We start from the raw sequence: 15172 nt of genomic DNA, 5'->3' as shown, positions 1-15172 counted from the left end.
GACCTCCGGGAGTCACGGAACCGACGACCGGCAGGGAGAGCAATGGCGTCCGCACCCCAGTCGCCGCGCCTGCCCACGGAGCTTCCGGGACTCACCTTCCTCTCCTCGTCCGGCGGTCTGATGGCAGCGAGCCTGCAGGGCGATTCGGAGTCCGGTGAGGCCACCCCCGCCTGGCTGGCGCCGGCCATGGCCGCCAACGGGATCGGCTCCTTCGACTGGGACCTGCACAGCGACATCGTCGACGGCGACGACCGAGCCTGCCTGATCCTCGGCATCCCGCTCGACGACGGCACCGGGCACCGACCCCCGCCGCTGAACTCCGAGTCCTTCCTGGCCATGCTGCACCCCGAGGACGCCCCGATCGTGCGGCGCCGGGTGGCCAGGGCGGTGGAGACGCTGGGCCAGTGCGGCGCCTACTACCGCACCGTCTTCGCCGACGGCGAGATGCACGCGGTGCGCTTCCGCGGCCGGGTCCTGGCCGACGAGCGCGGCAGGCCCTCGCACATGGTCGGCTTCGTCTGGGACGCCACCGCCGAGCTGCACAAACGCGTGCGCGCCGACCATCTGGCGGTGCTCCGCGAGGAGCGCACCCGCTTCATCAAGGAGGCCGCCCGGGCCCTGTCCGAGGCCACCAGCATGAACGACGTGGCCCGGGTCTTCACCGAGCTGCCGCTGCCGGGCATCCCCCCGGACGGGCTGATCCTGGCCGTGCTGGAGAACGGCCGGATCCAGATCCTGCGCTCCACCGGCTACGACCCGGACACCGCGCCGCCGCCGCACAACCACGTCCCGCTGGACGCCGACCACCCGGCGGCGCTGGCGCTGCGCACCCGCACCCCGGTGTTCATCTCCAGCCGGCCGGAGTACCAGCAGCGCTTCCCCGGCGCCTGGGCGCCGATGGTGCAGCACACCAGGCACAGCGCCTGGGCCTTCCTGCCGCTGATCGCCAGCGGCCGACCGCTGGGCGTCTGCCTGGTCAGCTTCGCCGAGGACCGCGAGCTGGACTCCGAGGACCGGACCCTGCTCAGCACCCTGGGCGGCATGGTCGCCCAGTCGCTGGCCCGGGCCCGGCTGCACGACGCCGAGCACGAGCTGGCCGCGGGCCTGCAGCGGGTGCTGCTGCCGCGCCGGGTGCCGCCGCTGCCCGGGTTCAGCACCGCGGTGCGCTACCTCCCGGCCGGGACCGGGCTGCAGATCGGCGGCGACTGGTACGACGTGGTGCCGCTGCCCGGCGGCCACGTAGGGCTGGTCATCGGCGACGTGCAGGGGCACGACGTGCACGCCGCCGGGGTGATGGGCCAGCTGCGGATCGCTCTGCGCGCCTACGCCGCCGAGGGCCACCCGCCGGCCGCGGTGATGGCCCGCGCCTCACGCTTCCTCGCCGACCTGGACACCGGGCACTTCGCGACCTGCCTCTACGCCGAGGTCAACGTCGACTACGGCGCCGTCTACGCGGTGCGCGCCGGGCACCTGGACCCGCTGGTGCGCCGCGCCGACGGCAGCGCCGCGGTCCAGCCGGTGGCCGGCGGGCTGCCGCTGGGCATCGACCCGGAGAGCGCCTACCCGGTCACCCGGTTCACCCTGGACCCCGGGGAGATGCTGCTGCTCTGCACCGACGGACTGGTGGAGACCCGCACCATCGACATCGACGAGGGCATGGAGCGGCTGCGCCGTACCATCGCCGGTCCGCACCCGGAGGGGCCCGCGGCCCTGGAGGCGCTGGCCGACCGGCTGGAGGAGCAGGCTGCCGACAGCCATGACCGGGACGACGACATCGCCCTGCTGCTGCTCCGCTGGGAGGGCCCGGCCGAAAGCCGCCCCCGGCAGCTGCGGCGCCGGATCCAGCAGGCCGACCTGGCCCAGATCTCCGAGGTGCGCGGCGAGCTGCGGGACGCGGTCCGGCGCTGGGGCGTCGGCGACCTGGCCGACACCGTGGAACTGCTGACCTCGGAGCTGGTCACCAACGCCCTGGTGCACACCGACCGGGACGCGGTGCTGACCGCCCGCCTCTACCAGGAGGGCGGCCCGGAGGGGTCGGCCCGGCTCCGGGTCGAGGTGGACGACGAGTCGGACCTGTGGCCCCGCCGCCGCACGCCCGGGGAGCAGGCCTCCTCCGGGCGCGGGCTGATGCTGGTCGAGGCGCTCTCCGACGCCTGGGGCGTCGACCCCCGGGGCAGCGGCAAGCGGATGTGGTTCGAGCTGATCCACCGTCAGCCGAAGGCCGCCGACCCGGAACCTCAGCCGTAGAGCTGTTCCAGGTCCTTGAGCTTCTGCTCCAGCGAGTCCAGCCGGGGCAGGGTGAGCGTGTCGTCCTCCGCCGAGAGGTCGAAGGTCCGCTCCTCCGGCCTGGGCCGCACCGGCAGCTCGACCACCGGCGGGACCGGGGTCGCGGGGGTCTCCGTCTCCAGCGGGTCGTTGTCGGCTATGACGGGCTCCGCGGCCGGGGAACGCTCACCCGCGGCCGTACGCGGGCCGGCCGGGGCCGGCAGCTCCGCCTGCGCGCGCAGCCCGCGGGACCAGCCGCGGCTGCTCAGCGCCCGCAGCTCGGCCCGCTCGTGCCGGGAGGCCCGGCGCTGCTCGTGCCGCTCGATCTCGCGCTGCCGCTTGTCGTCGCGGACCTCGTCGACCGCCTCGTCCAGGCTGCGCACGTTCTCCAGCAGCATCAGCGACCAGGCGGCGTAGGTCTCCCGGGGCGCCCGCAGCCAGCGCACGATGCGGATCTGCGGCAGCGGACGCGGCACCAGGCCCTGCTCGCGCAGCGCCGCCCGGCGGGTCTGCTTCAGCGCGCGGTCGAACAGCACCGCGGCCGAGAGCGACATCCCGGCGAAGAACTGCGGTGCGCCGTGGTGGTCCACCCCGCGCGGCGCGTGCACCCAGTTGAACCAGGCGGAGGCGGCCGCGAACAGCCACACCAGGATGCGCGAGCCCAGCGCCGCGTCGCCGTGGCTGGCCTCGCGCACCGCCAGCACCGAGCAGAAGCACGCCGCCCCGTCCAGGCCGAACGGCACCAGGTACTCCCAGCCGCCGGACAACCCCAGGTTCTGCACGCCGAAGCCGACCAGTCCGTGGAAGGACAGCGCGGCGGCCACCGCGGCGCAGCAGAACAGCAGCACGTAGGAGGCCGAGCCGTACAGGGCCTCCTTCTTGCGCCGCCGTTCCTCGCTGCGCTCCCACGAGTCGGTGCTCGCACGGGAAGCGGAGCCGCGCGACCGCAGCAGGGTCGCCAGCCCCGCGATGAGAAGCAGGCCCGTGACGGCAGCGACGCCCCACCCCAGCGTTGTGTCGGAAACTCTCATGCCCCTGCCCAAACCTCGGAGCTCAAACGTCCACGACCCCGGCCGGTGCCGAAGTGGGAACCATCCTGGCTCAAACCTCCGGGGCGCATGATGCTTTTGGGATGGATACACCGGAAGGGTGTATCCATCGTTGGTGTACACACCGGGTAGGGTGGCCGGATGTCCCCCGTGTCCACCCGCTCCCGCCTGCGGCTTCGCCCCTCCGAAGGGTCCGGGGCCGGGCGTCGCGGACCGGAGCGGCGACTCGGAACGCCGGCACTGCTGCTGCCTCCTGTGGTAGTGGCGTTGACGCTGGGCCTGTGGGGCATCGGCCGGGACCGCAGTCTCTGGGGCGACGAGGCGGTCAGCCTGGAGGTCGCGCACCGCAGCACCGGACAGATCTGGGCGCTGGTCCACCAGGTCGACGCCGTGCACGCGCTGTACTACCTGCTGCTGCACGGCATGTTCCAGCTCCACGACGGCGGCCCGGCGCTGCTGCGGCTGCCCTCGGTGCTGGGCACGGCGGCAGCGGCGGCCGGGGTCGCCCTGATCGGACGCCGGCTGGCCGGGCCCCGGGCCGGGCTCGCCGCCGGACTGGCCCTGCCGGTCTTCCCCGCGGTCCAGCAGTACGCGCAGGAGGGCCGCTCCTATGCGCTGGTCATGGCCGCGGTGGTGTTCAGCGGTCTGCTGCTGCTCCGGGCGGTGGAACGCCCCGGCCCCGGCCGCTGGGCCGGCTATGCGGCAGCGGCCCTGCTCACCTGCCTGCTGCACGAGTACGCGGCCCTGGCCATCGCCGCCCACGCGGTGACGCTGGTAGCGGCGCGGGTGCCGCGCCGGGTGTGGGCCGGTTGGGTGGCGGCCATGGTGGCGGTACTGGCCGGGCTGGCGCCGCTGGCCGTGGCCGGGGCGGAGCAGGCTCAGCAGGTCGCCTGGATCACCGCCCCGAGCACCGGGACGGTCCTCTTCGCCGCCGGGATGTGCCTGCTCGGCGGGCTCTGCGCGCTGGTGCCGCAGCGGCAGTCCGGCGCCGTCAGCCTGCGCGGCTTCGCGCTGCCGCTGCTCCTGCTGCCGCAGGCGGTGCTGCTGGGCGTCTCGCTGGTGCACCCGGTCTACCTGGACCGCTACGTCCTGTTCGAGTACGCGGGTCTGGCCCTGCTGGTGGGCTCGGCGCTGGACGCGCTCGGGCGGCGGCTGCCCCGGCTCGGCTGGCGCGCGCTGCTGGCCGTACCGCTGGCGCTGCTCCTGCTGCTGCCGGTGGAGACGCAGCTGCGGACCCCGCAGAGCCGGTCCGACGACCTGCAGGGCACCGCCAGGGCGGTCGCCGCGCTCGCCGAGCCGGGGGACGGGGTGCTCTTCATGCCGACCTCGCGGCGCCAGTCCGAGCTGGCGTTCCCGCAGGACTACGCGGGGCTGACCGATCTGGCGCTGTCCGCCCCGGTGGCCGGTTCGGCGACGCTGGGCGGCGTCGAGCTGACGCCGCAGCAGATCACGGACCGGATGGCGGACTTCACCCGGATCATCACCGTCCGCACCAAGGGCAAGGGGCCCTCGCCGACCGCGGCGGCCCGGGACCGGGCCAAGCAGGCGGAGCTGACCTCGGGGTTCCAGAAGTGCACCAGCCTGGAGGTCAAGGGCGTCGAGATCAGCCTCTACGCCCGGCCCGGCGCCTGCCCGTCCCGCTGATCGGCCGCTGCGCCGGGACCGCCGTCCTCGGCCAGCCACACCGGCACGCCCCCGAAGGTCCGGACCAGCCGGGCCGCCTCGGCCCGCAGCAGCACGGCCTCCGGGCTGGGGGAGACCTCGGCCAGCGAGGCCAGCGCGGGGGCGATGCCGATGGCGAAGCCGATCAGCTCGCGCAGCCGCAGCGACTCGGCGAAGCCGTGCCTGGCCCCGGCGAGGTTGCCGTCCTGCTGGGCGATGGAGGCGAGGTGCCGCCAGGTGTAGGACAGCAGCAGGTCGTCCCGCTGCTGCTCGGCCCCGGCGTGGGCGCGGCGGTAGGCGGTGCGGGCGGCGGCCGGGTCCTTCAGCAGGTTCTCGGCGACCAGGCCGCGGCGGAAGTCCAGCAGCGGACGGCCCGGCGCGTCCGGCGGGAGCATCGCGGAGGCCCGGCCGAGGGCCATCTGGGCCTCGTCCAGCCGGTCGTGCACCCGCAGCAGGGTCGCGCAGTAGGCGAGGTAGCCGCGGGCGCAGGCTGCGGCGGCCCGGGTGCCGTCGACCCGCGCGCCCGCCTCGGCCAGCCGCAGCGCGCTCTCGGCCTCGCCCCAGCCGCGGTTCTCGAAGAGCGAGCGCTCGATCAGCAGCTCGGCCCGGTCCAGCGCGGCCTCCGGGGAGTGCGCGGCGGCGGGCTCCAGCAGCGCGGCGGCCGGCTCCCAGCAGCCGCGGGAGCGCAGCAGCCAGACCGTGGCGCCGCCGTCGGGCGTGGCGGCCCCTGGAGCCGAGTCGTCGGGGACCGATCCGTCGGGGTTCGGGATCGCTGCCGTTCGCTGGTCCGACGCGCCTCGGTTGACCGACAAGGACGGCTCCCCTCCGTGCTGCTGGGCCGGTGGTGACGGAATTGCAACACGCAGTCGACCACCCGCGCCAGATCAATCACAGATCCAGTTCGAACTGACGTGGCGTCAGTTCGAGCCGCCGGTGCGGAGCAGTTCCCGCGCCGCGGAGTTCACCGGCTGCGGAACGCCCTCCAGATCCAGCTCGAACAGGGCCACCAGCAGCTGGTCCGCCCGGTTGCGGGACTCTTGGTTGTAGCCGGCCAGGGTGAACATCACCGGCTGCAGCTCGTCGGCGTGCAGGGTGTTCAGCCACAGGCACTCGACCGCGCGCAGGTCGGCCGGCTCGGTCCAGGTGTCGACCTGGGCCACGACCGTGGTCCCGAGCAGGCACACCCCTTCGCGGTCCTGCGAGTCGGACACCTCCAGGGTGCCGAAGCCCAGCCACTCCAGGTAGCGGGCCGCGGCCAGGATCGCGTCGTCCGAGTTCCGCACCGGATGCGGGACGAACGGCGGCCGCGAGGGCGCCGGGCGGCGGCCCACCGGGGGCTGCGCCGCGGGCGGCTGCCCCGGCTGCGGGCCGGACGGGTACGGGCCGGCCACGGGCTGTCCCGAGGGGTGCTGCACCGCGGGGCGCTGGACCGTCGGCGGCTTGGGCGGCGCGATCGGCACCGGCCTGCGGTCGGTGTCCACCGGCAGGCGCACAGTGGCCCCGCAGGAGCAGGTGAACTCGGGCTGCGGCCACTGCTCGGACCGTCCGCAGGACGGGCAGCGCATGCTCAGCCAGGAGTCCTCCCAGGAGCGGAACCGCACCTGGACCGGCACCCCGCCGCGCAGCAGCGGCACCTTGAGGCTGGCCCCGCAGGGGCACGGGAAGACGGACGGCTCGTAGGCGTGCTCCCGACGGCAGGACGGGCAGCGCACCGGGCGGGCAGCGGGCTGTGGCGCCCCCTGGCTGTCGGGCTGCGGCGTGGCGGGCATGACTAACCGTCCGTTCCGGTCGGGGCGGGCTGCGCCCTAACATCCTCGCTGATCCAAACGGGTTCGGGGAGGCCCTTTATCGGACGGGACGGTGCGGATCGCGGGTGATCAACCGCCGATGGCCGACATCGGACGGTCCGGCTGCCGGAAGTCGGCGCTGCCGATGGCGTGGCCGGGGCCCTTGCCGGCGATCGACTCGCGCCAGGCGGCCTCGACCGCGTCGTCGTCGGCACCGCCCCTGAGCAGGGCCCGCAGATCGGACTCGGTGGCCGCGAACAGGCAGTTGCGCAGCTGGCCGTCGGCGGTGAGCCGGACCCGGTCGCAGCCGCCGCAGAACGGCCGGGTCACGCTGGCGATCACGCCGATGACCGCGTCGGTCCCGACCACCCGCCACTCCTCGGCGGGCGCGTTGCCCTCGCGGGGCAGCGGCGCCAGCTCGAAGCGCTCGCCGAGCCGGGCCAGGATCTCGTCGGCGGTGACCATCCTGGCCCGGTCCCAGGCGCCCTGGGCGTCCAGCGGCATGGACTCGATGAAGCGCATCCGGTAGCCGTGCTCGACGGCGAAGGCGGCCAGCTCGGCGATCTCGTCGTCGTTGACGCCGCGCACCGGTACCGCGTTGACCTTCACCGGCGCCAGCCCCGCCACCTGGGCCGCGGCCAGGCCGAGCAGCACGTCCTGGAGCCGGTCGCGGCGGGTGATCGCGGCGAAGCGCTCCGGCCGCAGCGTGTCCAGGCTGACGTTGACCCGCCGCAGACCGGCCTCACGCAGGGCGGCGGCGCTGCGGGCCAGGCCGACGCCGTTGGTGGTGATCGACAGCTCCGGGGCGTTCGGCAGCGCGGCCAGCCGGGCGACCAGGCCCGGCAGCCCGCGCCGCAGCAGCGGCTCGCCGCCGGTGAGCCGGACCGTGCGGATGCCCAGCCGGCTGGTCGCCAGGGCGACCAGCCGCACCAACTCGTCGTCGGTCAGCAGTTCCGGTCGCGGCAGCCAGTCCAGGCCCTGCTCCGGCATGCAGTAGGTGCAGCGCAGGTTGCACCGGTCGGTGAGGGACACCCGCAGATCGGTGTGGACCCGGCCTAGACGGTCCGTCAGGGGGGAGGCGGTGGTGCAGGGCATTGGCCCAGTAGAACGGCCGCACCGGGCAACGGTCCAGCGGGTGAAGCCCCGGTGAACGGGGGAGGGGGCGGCGGCAGGGCTGTAGTTTCGTCCAACGCGGGGTCCGGGTCCCTCCCGGCAGACTGGACGCATGTCCTCCACACCTGTCGCCCTGCTGCTGGCCGCCGGCGAGGGACGCAGGTTGGGGCTGGGCCCCAAGGCGCTGCTGCCCTACCGGGGGCGTCCGCTGGTCGAGCATGCGCTCGCGGTGCTGCGGGCCGCGGGCTGCGAGCGGATCGTGGTGGTGCTGGGGGCGGGGGCCGGGGAGGTCCTGGCGACGGCCGAGCTGGGGGCCTGCACGGTCGTGCGCAACGAGGACTGGCGCACCGGGATGGGGTCCTCGCTGCGCGCCGGGCTGGGCGCGCTGCCTGCGGATGCGCCGGCGGTGCTGGTCTCACTGGTGGACACGCCCGGGCTGACGCCTGCGGCGGTGGCGCGGGTGCTCGCTGCGGAGGGGTTCGCCGCGGCGGCGTACGAGGGGCGGCGGGGGCATCCGGTGCGGATCCCTGCGGGGTACTGGGGGGAGGCGGCGCGGGGTGCGGTGGGGGACGCGGGGGCGCGAGCGCTGTTCGCTGCGCGGGCCTCGGAGCTTCTGTTGGTGGAGTGTGGGGACGTTGCTTCGGGGGACGACGTCGACACTGTTGACCAATGGGAGCGGTGGCGGGGTTAGCGCAGAGATCTGCTCGGTGCGTGGTTGATCGCGCAGTTCCCCGCGCCCCTGGCTGATTGCAACTGAGCCAGTTGCAGCCCCATAGGGGCGCGGGGAACTGCGCGAACAGCCATCTACGGTCAGTCAGCTGTCCCCAGAGCCTGACCCAAGCGCACGGCGATCTCCCGCATCTGCGGGATGAGCCCGCCGCTACGGGCTTCCAGCGCCTGCACCCGGGCCTCGGGCCCCGAGATGGAGAGCGCCGTGGGCGTGGGGGCGCCGGGGACCAGGACGGCGATGCAGCGGACGCCGATCTCCTGTTCCTGGTCGTCGACGGCGTAGCCTCCGGCCCGGACCGCGTCGAACTGGGCGAGCAGCCGGGCCGGGTCGGTGACGGTGTGTTCGGTGTGGGCGGGCAGCGCCGCGCTGCCGAGCACACCCGCCGCCTCCTCCCGGGGCAGCTGCGCCAGCAGGATCTTGCCGACGGCGGTGCAGTGCGGCTGCACCCTGCGGCCGACCTCGGTGAACATCCGCATGGAGTGCCGGGAGGGCACCTGCCCGACGTAGACGACCTCGCCGGCCTCCAGTACCGCGAGGTTCGCCGTCTCGCCGGTGGCCTCCATCAGTTCGGCCAGGTAGGGCCGGGCCCAGCTGCCCAGCAGCCGCCCCGCGGTCTCGCCGAGGCGGATCAGCCGGGGGCCGAGGGTGTACCGGCGGGCGGTGTCCTGGCGGACGTACCCCTGCTGGACCAGGGTGCGGACCAGGCGGTGGATGGTGGGCATCGGCAGTCCCGAGGCGGCCGCCAGATCGCTCAGCGTGCTCACCCCGCCCGAGTCGGCGAGCACCTCGAGCAACTGGAAGGCGCGCTCGACGGACTGGACGCCTCCGGAGCGGTCTGCCGGAGCGTCGATCGATGCGGGGGATGCCGCCACAGGACTACCTTCCAGGGCAGGGGTACGGTGTGCCGCGATCAACATCAACAAAGTGTTGAAATTCTGTATCGCGGAAACTAGCCTCCACCTTACAGAAGACCGAGGGTGCCGAGCACGCCTTTCGATCATCATCCTGAAGGAGCATTGGACCATGGCAGGACCGCAGGAAGCCGAACCCGCCTCCATCGTCGTCGCCGGCCTCCCGGTCGACCGGGGTGAGGAGGTGCTGACGCCGGAGGCGCTCGCCTTCGTCGCCGACCTGTCCCGCCGCTTCGGGCCGCGCCGCCGCGAACTGCTGGCGCTGCGCAAGGAGCGCCGCGCCCGGATCGCCGCCGAGGGCACCCTGGACTTCCTCCCCGAGACCGCCGCCGTCCGCAGCGGCAACTGGAAGGTCGCCGCCGCGCCCCGGGCCCTTCAGGACCGCCGGGTCGAGATCACCGGCCCCACCGACCGCAAGATGGTCGTCAACGCCCTCAACTCCGGTGCCAAGGTCTGGCTCGCCGACTTCGAGGACGCCACCGCGCCGACCTGGAGCAATGTCGTCGAGGGGCAGATCAACCTGATCGACGCCTTCGAGCGCCGGATCGACTTCAGCACCGGCGCCGGCAAGAGCTACGCGCTGCGCCCCGACGCCGAACTCGCCACCGTCGTGGTCCGCCCGCGCGGCTGGCACCTGGACGAGGCGCACCTGCTGGTGGACGGCGAGCCGGTGGCCGGCGCCTTCGTCGACTTCGGGCTGTACTTCTTCCACAACGCCGCCCGGCTGCTGGCCCGCGGCGCGGAGGACCCCAACTCGGGCCCGTACTTCTACCTCCCCAAGACCGAGAGCCACCTGGAGGCCCGGCTCTGGAACGAGGTCTTCACCCACGCCCAGGAGGCGCTGGGCATCCCGCACGGCACCGTCAAGGCCACCGTCCTGATCGAGACGATCACCGCGGCCTTCGAGATGGACGAGATCCTCTACGAGCTGCGCGACCACGCCGCCGGGCTGAACGCCGGCCGCTGGGACTACCTCTTCTCGATCATCAAGAACCTGCGCGACGCCGGTGAGCAGTACATCCTCCCGGACCGCAACTCCGTCGGCATGACCTCGCCGTTCATGCGCGCCTACGCCCAACTGCTGGTCCAGACCTGCCACAAGCGCGGCGCCCACGCCATCGGCGGGATGGCCGCGTTCATCCCCTCCCGCCGCGACCCGGCCGTCAACGCGGCCGCGATGGAGAAGGTCACTGCGGACAAGGAGCGCGAGGCCGGCAACGGCTTCGACGGCTCCTGGGTGGCCCACCCCGACCTGGTGCCGATCTGCCGGACCGCGTTCGACGCGGTGCTCGGCGACCGGCCCAACCAGAAGGACGTCCAGCCGGCCGGCACCGTCACCGCCGCCGAACTGCTGGACATCGCCGGTGCGGACGGGGAGTGCACGGCCGTCGGACTGCACAACGCGGTCCAGGTCGGCATCCGCTACATCGAGGCCTGGCTGGGCGGGTTGGGGGCGGTCGCCATCTTCAACATGATGGAGGACGCCGCGACCGCGGAGATCTCCCGCTCGCAGATCTGGCAGTGGATCTACAACGGGGTGGTGCTGGACGACACCGGCGTCAAGGTCACCCCGGAGCTGGTCCGCGAGCTGGTCGCCACCGAACTCGCGGAGCTGCGCAGCGAGTTGGGCGACGAGGCGTACCAGGCCGGCCGCTGGACCGAGGCCGCCGGGCTGTTCGAGCAGGTGGCGCTGGCGGAGGAGTTCCCCGACTTCCTGACCCTGCCCGGCTACGCCCTGTTGGGCTGAGCGGGGCAGCAACGACCGGCGGCGGTGACCGGGAACAAACCTGGGGAGGTCCTTCCTGGTCACCGCCGCCTGATTGCCTGTCGGCACGACCTGTCAGCGGCAGTTGGGCCGCCGGCCGTGGTTGGCCTTGCGCCTGCGCCAGCTGCGCTTGCGGGTCTTCTTCGACATGACGCCTCCCGAGGATCGTGTCCTACGGGGCAGATGATGGACCGTCAGAACAGTTGTGGCTAGGGCAGGGGCTTCTTTGGCTGCGGACCGTAGTGGGCTGGTCGCGCAGTTCCCCGCGCCCCTAACCCCCAGGGGCGCGGGGAACTGCGCGACAAACCATGCAGGTGCCGCACGCTACCGCCGGGGGTCCAGCACCAGCTTCCCCACGGTCCGCCGAGCGCGCAGCTCACTGTGGGCCCGGGCCGCCTCCGACATCGGGTACGCCTCGCCCACCAGCGGGTTGAGCTCGCCCGCGGCAACCATCCGCAGCAGCTCCGCCATCGGCTCGGCATGCAGCGCGGGCTTGCCCACACAGTGCATCAGCCAGAAGCCGACCACGGCGGTCGAGTGCGCCATCAGCTTCCCCGCGGCGACTGCCGTGGGCTCGGTGCGCGAGGCCATGCCGTAGGTCACCAGGCGTCCGAACGGCGCCAGCGCGGCCAGCGACGCGTCGAACACCGGGCCGCCGGTCATCTCCAGCACCAGGTCGACCTTGGCGCCCCCGTTGGCCTCGACCAGGCGCTCCTTCAGCCCCTCGGCCTCGGCCTCCACCGCGACGTCCGCGCCGAGCTCCAGGGCCAGCTCCCGCTTCTCCTTGCTGGACGCGGTGGCGATGATCCGTCCGGCCCCGAAGCGCCGGGCCAGCTGCACCGCCAGCGAGCCGGTGCCGCCCGCCGCCGCGTGCACCACCACGGTCTCGCCGGGGGCCATCCGTCCGGCCGTCCGCAGCAGGTGCCAGGCCGTCAGGCCCTGGACGACCAGCGCCAGTGCGGCCCCGTCGGACACTCCGTCGGGCACCTCGGTCGCCATGTTCTCCCAGGCCACGGCTTTCTCGGCGTAGCCGCCGGTGGCGGTGAGCGCGACCACCCTGCGGCCGTCGGCGGTCAGACCGACCACCTCGCCGCCGGGCACCATCGGCAGGGTGCTGCGGGAGAGGTAGGAGTCCTCCACCGAGTGGGTGTCCGCGTAGTTCACGCCGACCGCGGCGACGTCGATGAGCAGCTGCCCCGGCTTGGCCACAGGATCGGGCAGCTCGACCGGCCGCAGTACCTCGGGGCCGCCGAACTCGGTGATCTGGATCGCCCGCATACCTGACTCCTTACCAGTGGGTAACACCTTGGAGTCCCAACATACCGGCTGGTATGTCATCCGGGTACGCCGCGGCCCCGGATCCTCGCCGTGGATCCGGGGCCGCGGTCCCCGGCGGCGCGCAGGGCGCTGCCGGGGAGCCCGGGTGCCACACCGTCCAGCGGCACCCGGAGTTCAGGGGGGTTCTGCACCGGCTCAGGTGCGGGAGGCCAGCTCCTTGGCCGCGTCGGCGGCCGCCTTGGCGATCCGGTCCTCGTTGACCGTGGTCAGGAGGCCGTTCTCGACCACCGGGCGGCCGTTGACCAGGAGCAGGGTCAGCGGCGGCAGCGCGCCCAGGGTGAGCGCGGCGACCGGGTCGGCGATCGAGGAGTGCATCACCCCGTCGATCTTCCACAGCGCCAGGTCGGCCAGCTTGCCGACCTCGATGGAGCCGATCTCGTTCTGCCGGCCCAGCACCCGGGCGCCGCCCATGGTGCCGAGGCGCAGCGCCTTGCGCCCGGTCAGCGCGTCGGGGCGGCCGTGCAGCCGGTTGATCAGCAGCGCGTTGCGCAGCTCCGTACCCAGCTCGCCGGACTCGTTGGAGGCGGTGCCGTCCACGCCCAGGCCGACCGGGACGCCGGCCGCGAGCATGTCCGGGACCCGGGCGATGCCGGCCGCCAGGCGGGCGTTGGAGGACGGGCAGTGCGCCACCCCGGTGCCGGTCTCGGCGAACTTGGCGATGTCCGAGTCGTTCATGTGGACGCAGTGCGCCATCCAGACGTCCTCGCCCAGCCAGCCGGTGGACTCGAAGTAGTCGGTCGGGCCCATGCCGAACAGCTCCTTGCAGAACTGCTCCTCCTCGGCCGTCTCCGAGCCGTGGGTGTGCAGCCGTACGCCCTTGCGGCGGGCCAGCAGCGCGGCCTCGCGCATCAGCTCGGTGGAGACCGAGAACGGCGAACAGGGCGCGATGGCGATCTGCAGCATCGAGTCGAAGGAGGCGTCGTGGTAGCGGTCCACCGCCGCCTCCGAGGCGATCAGGATCTCCTCGGTCTGCTCCACCGCGTGGTCCGGGGGCAGGCCGCCGTCCTTCTTGCTGCGGTCCATCGAGCCGCGCAGCGCGGTGAAGCGCATGCCCAGCTCGGCCACCGCCTCGATCTCGGCGCCGAGGATGTCGCCGCCGTCCTTGGGGAAGACGTAGTGGTGGTCGCTGGCCGTGGTGCAGCCGGACTTCAGCAGGGCCGCGGTCGAGCCCTGGGCGGCGGCGTGGACCAGGCGGTCGTCGATCCGGGCCCAGGTCGGGTAGAGCGCGACCAGCCAGTCGAACAGGATGTTGTCCTGCGCCAGCCCGCGGGTGATCCACTGGTAGAAGTGGTGGTGGGTGTTGACCAGGCCCGGGGTGACCAGGTGGCCCTCGGCGTTGATCCGGCGCACCACGCCCTGCAGCCACTGCGGGGCGGGGCCCTCGCCGACCGACTCGATGCGGTTGCCGGCGATCACCACGTGCCCGCGGGTGTACTCGTTGTCGGCGGCGTCCACGGTGGCGATGGCCGCGTTCTCGATGACGATGCGCTCGTCGGAGGACGGGGGAATGGTTGTCATCTGCTGTCTCAGCTCCTCGGCGATGGCGGTGCGGGCTCCGGGTCCCACAAGAACCGCCGTCGGGTGGGGCTGCCCAGGGCGGGACGGCGGGAGAATCCCTGGGGTGGTGCTGGAGGAAGGCTATGCCACCGGGATGACCGGGGTCACGCCCTCGCGGTGCACCGTACCCTCGATCAGACCGTACGGGCGGTCCGCGGCGAAGTAGACCTCGTTGTTGTTCTTGAGGCCGAACGGCTCCAGGTCCACCAGGAAGTGGTGCTTGTTGGGCAGCTCCAGGCGGACCTCGTCCACCTCGGCGCGGTTGTTCAGGACCCGGCTGCCCATCGCGTACAGGGTCTGCTGCAGCGAGTAGGAGTAGGTCTCGGCGAAGGCCTCCAGCAGGTGGCGGCGTACGTGGGTGTACGAGCGCTCCCAGTTGGGCTGGGTCTCCTCGCCGCTCCAGGAGTGCGCCCAACGGGCCGTCACCTGGGTGGCCAGGATCCGGTCGTAGGCCTCCTTGAGGGTGGTGTACTTGTCCTTGATGTAGCCCCAGAACTCCGAGTTGGTGGAGTTCATGACGGTCAGTTCCTTGAGGCCGGTGATGACCTCGAAGCGGTCGCCGTCGTAGGTGATCTGCGCGGTGCGGATCTCGCCGCCGTTGCGGACGAAGGAGTGGCCGACCTCCTCGGACCCTATGAAGCGCGCCGAGTTGTCCGGCGTGCGGATCCGGTCCCAGGTGTACTCCTCGATCCGGATCCGGGCCCGGCGGATCGGCTCGTTGTTGTCGACGAAGTGCCGGGCCAGGTGGATGCCGAAGGCCTCGGCCGACTCGATGCCGTGCTCCTTGGCGAACGCGTACACCGTGTTCTTGGTGGTGTCGGTCGGCAGGCAGTTGGCGTTGGAACCGGTGAGGTGGACGTCGTCCAGGTCGCCGGAGAGGGCGACCGAGACGTTCAGGTCCTTGATCTCGTGGCGGGTCGTGTCCCGGTAGATGCGGACGACACGGGTCTCCGCCTTTCCGTACTGGTTCTGGCCAAGAACGTGAGCCATGGGAT

The 15172-nt window shown here is 73.0% G+C and carries 12 protein-coding genes; 4 read left to right on the top strand and 8 right to left on the bottom strand.

The features are described 5' to 3' along the window. Positions 1-42 precede the first annotated feature (42 nt). The gene (locus ABUW04_RS34035) at positions 43-2247 is read left to right on the top strand and encodes a SpoIIE family protein phosphatase (RefSeq protein ID WP_380568297.1); all 2205 of its coding nucleotides are present in this window, start codon (positions 43-45) and stop codon (positions 2245-2247) included. On the opposite strand, the gene ABUW04_RS34030 is transcribed toward ABUW04_RS34035, so the two are convergent. Then, positions 2238-3296 (bottom strand): DUF2637 domain-containing protein, encoded by a 1059-nt coding sequence (locus ABUW04_RS34030; RefSeq protein WP_030248121.1) that lies wholly within the window; start codon positions 3294-3296, stop codon positions 2238-2240. The two genes, ABUW04_RS34035 and ABUW04_RS34030, sit on opposite strands and share 10 nt — an antisense overlap. Positions 3297-3575: 279 nt before the next feature. Here ABUW04_RS34030 and ABUW04_RS34025 point away from each other — a divergent pair, with 279 nt between their 5' ends. Next, positions 3576-4958: a glycosyltransferase family 39 protein gene (locus ABUW04_RS34025; RefSeq protein WP_380568296.1), complete on the top strand. Its 1383-nt coding sequence runs from the start codon at positions 3576-3578 to the stop codon at positions 4956-4958. Here ABUW04_RS34025 and ABUW04_RS34020 read toward each other — a convergent pair. From ABUW04_RS34020 to moaA, 3 genes are all read right to left on the bottom strand, one after another. After that, positions 4925-5788 carry a hypothetical protein gene (locus ABUW04_RS34020; protein WP_380568295.1) on the bottom strand — a complete coding sequence of 288 codons (864 nt, stop codon included), beginning with the start codon at positions 5786-5788 and terminating at the stop codon, positions 4925-4927. The genes ABUW04_RS34025 and ABUW04_RS34020 overlap by 34 nt on opposite strands. 105 nt (positions 5789-5893) lie before the next feature. Beyond that, positions 5894-6745 (bottom strand): hypothetical protein, encoded by an 852-nt coding sequence (locus ABUW04_RS34015; protein WP_051724722.1) that lies wholly within the window; start codon positions 6743-6745, stop codon positions 5894-5896. Between the two features lie 108 nt (positions 6746-6853). Further along, complete coding sequence (gene moaA / locus ABUW04_RS34010) at positions 6854-7858, bottom strand: GTP 3',8-cyclase MoaA (RefSeq protein WP_380568294.1); 1005 nt, start codon at positions 7856-7858, stop codon at positions 6854-6856. Positions 7859-7988: 130 nt separating this feature from the next. Between moaA and ABUW04_RS34005 the strand changes: the two genes are divergently transcribed. After that, a complete protein-coding gene (locus tag ABUW04_RS34005) occupies positions 7989-8567 on the top strand; it encodes a nucleotidyltransferase family protein (RefSeq protein WP_380568293.1) in 579 nt (192 codons plus the stop codon). 119 nt (positions 8568-8686) lie between these two features. Here ABUW04_RS34005 and ABUW04_RS34000 read toward each other — a convergent pair whose 3' ends face one another. Continuing rightward, complete coding sequence (locus ABUW04_RS34000) at positions 8687-9523, bottom strand: IclR family transcriptional regulator (protein ID WP_084713301.1); 837 nt, start codon at positions 9521-9523, stop codon at positions 8687-8689. A 106-nt stretch (positions 9524-9629) separates the two neighbouring features. Here ABUW04_RS34000 and aceB point away from each other — a divergent pair, with 106 nt between their 5' ends. After that, entirely contained in the window at positions 9630-11264 is a 1635-nt protein-coding gene (gene aceB, locus ABUW04_RS33995; protein ID WP_380568292.1) for a malate synthase A, read from the top strand. Positions 11265-11606: 342 nt separating this feature from the next. On the opposite strand, the gene ABUW04_RS33990 is transcribed toward aceB, so the two are convergent. From ABUW04_RS33990 to pucL, 3 genes are all read right to left on the bottom strand, one after another. After that, positions 11607-12560, bottom strand: coding sequence for a quinone oxidoreductase family protein (locus ABUW04_RS33990; protein ID WP_380568291.1), 954 nt, complete (start codon positions 12558-12560; stop codon positions 11607-11609). A gap of 195 nt (positions 12561-12755) precedes the next feature. Further along, positions 12756-14129: an 8-oxoguanine deaminase gene (locus tag ABUW04_RS33985; RefSeq protein WP_380568370.1), complete on the bottom strand. Its 1374-nt coding sequence runs from the start codon at positions 14127-14129 to the stop codon at positions 12756-12758. 129 nt (positions 14130-14258) lie between these two features. Further along, the gene (gene pucL / locus ABUW04_RS33980; RefSeq protein ID WP_030248100.1) at positions 14259-15167 is read right to left on the bottom strand and encodes a factor-independent urate hydroxylase; all 909 of its coding nucleotides are present in this window, start codon (positions 15165-15167) and stop codon (positions 14259-14261) included. Between the last annotated feature and the right edge of the window lie 5 nt (positions 15168-15172).

Origin of the sequence: Streptacidiphilus jeojiensis (assembly GCF_042510965.1) — a bacterium.
GTDB classification, from domain to species: Bacteria; Actinomycetota; Actinomycetes; order Streptomycetales; family Streptomycetaceae; genus Streptacidiphilus; species Streptacidiphilus jeojiensis.
This window is presented reverse-complemented; position numbering and strand designations above follow the sequence as displayed.

Excerpts from the sequence above, each read along its gene's own strand:
- ABUW04_RS34035 (WP_380568297.1), top strand. The coding sequence starts at position 43 with ATGGCGTCCGCACCCCAGTCGCCGCGCCTGCCCACGGAGCTTCCGGGA.
- pucL (WP_030248100.1), bottom strand. The coding sequence starts at position 15,167 with ATGGCTCACGTTCTTGGCCAGAACCAGTACGGAAAGGCGGAGACCCGT.
- ABUW04_RS34005 (WP_380568293.1), top strand. The coding sequence starts at position 7,989 with ATGTCCTCCACACCTGTCGCCCTGCTGCTGGCCGCCGGCGAGGGACGC.
- ABUW04_RS34000 (WP_084713301.1), bottom strand. The coding sequence starts at position 9,523 with ATGTTGATCGCGGCACACCGTACCCCTGCCCTGGAAGGTAGTCCTGTG.
- ABUW04_RS34015 (WP_051724722.1), bottom strand. The coding sequence starts at position 6,745 with ATGCCCGCCACGCCGCAGCCCGACAGCCAGGGGGCGCCACAGCCCGCT.
- ABUW04_RS33990 (WP_380568291.1), bottom strand. The coding sequence starts at position 12,560 with ATGCGGGCGATCCAGATCACCGAGTTCGGCGGCCCCGAGGTACTGCGG.
- aceB (WP_380568292.1), top strand. The coding sequence starts at position 9,630 with ATGGCAGGACCGCAGGAAGCCGAACCCGCCTCCATCGTCGTCGCCGGC.
- moaA (WP_380568294.1), bottom strand. The coding sequence starts at position 7,858 with ATGCCCTGCACCACCGCCTCCCCCCTGACGGACCGTCTAGGCCGGGTC.
- ABUW04_RS34030 (WP_030248121.1), bottom strand. The coding sequence starts at position 3,296 with ATGAGAGTTTCCGACACAACGCTGGGGTGGGGCGTCGCTGCCGTCACG.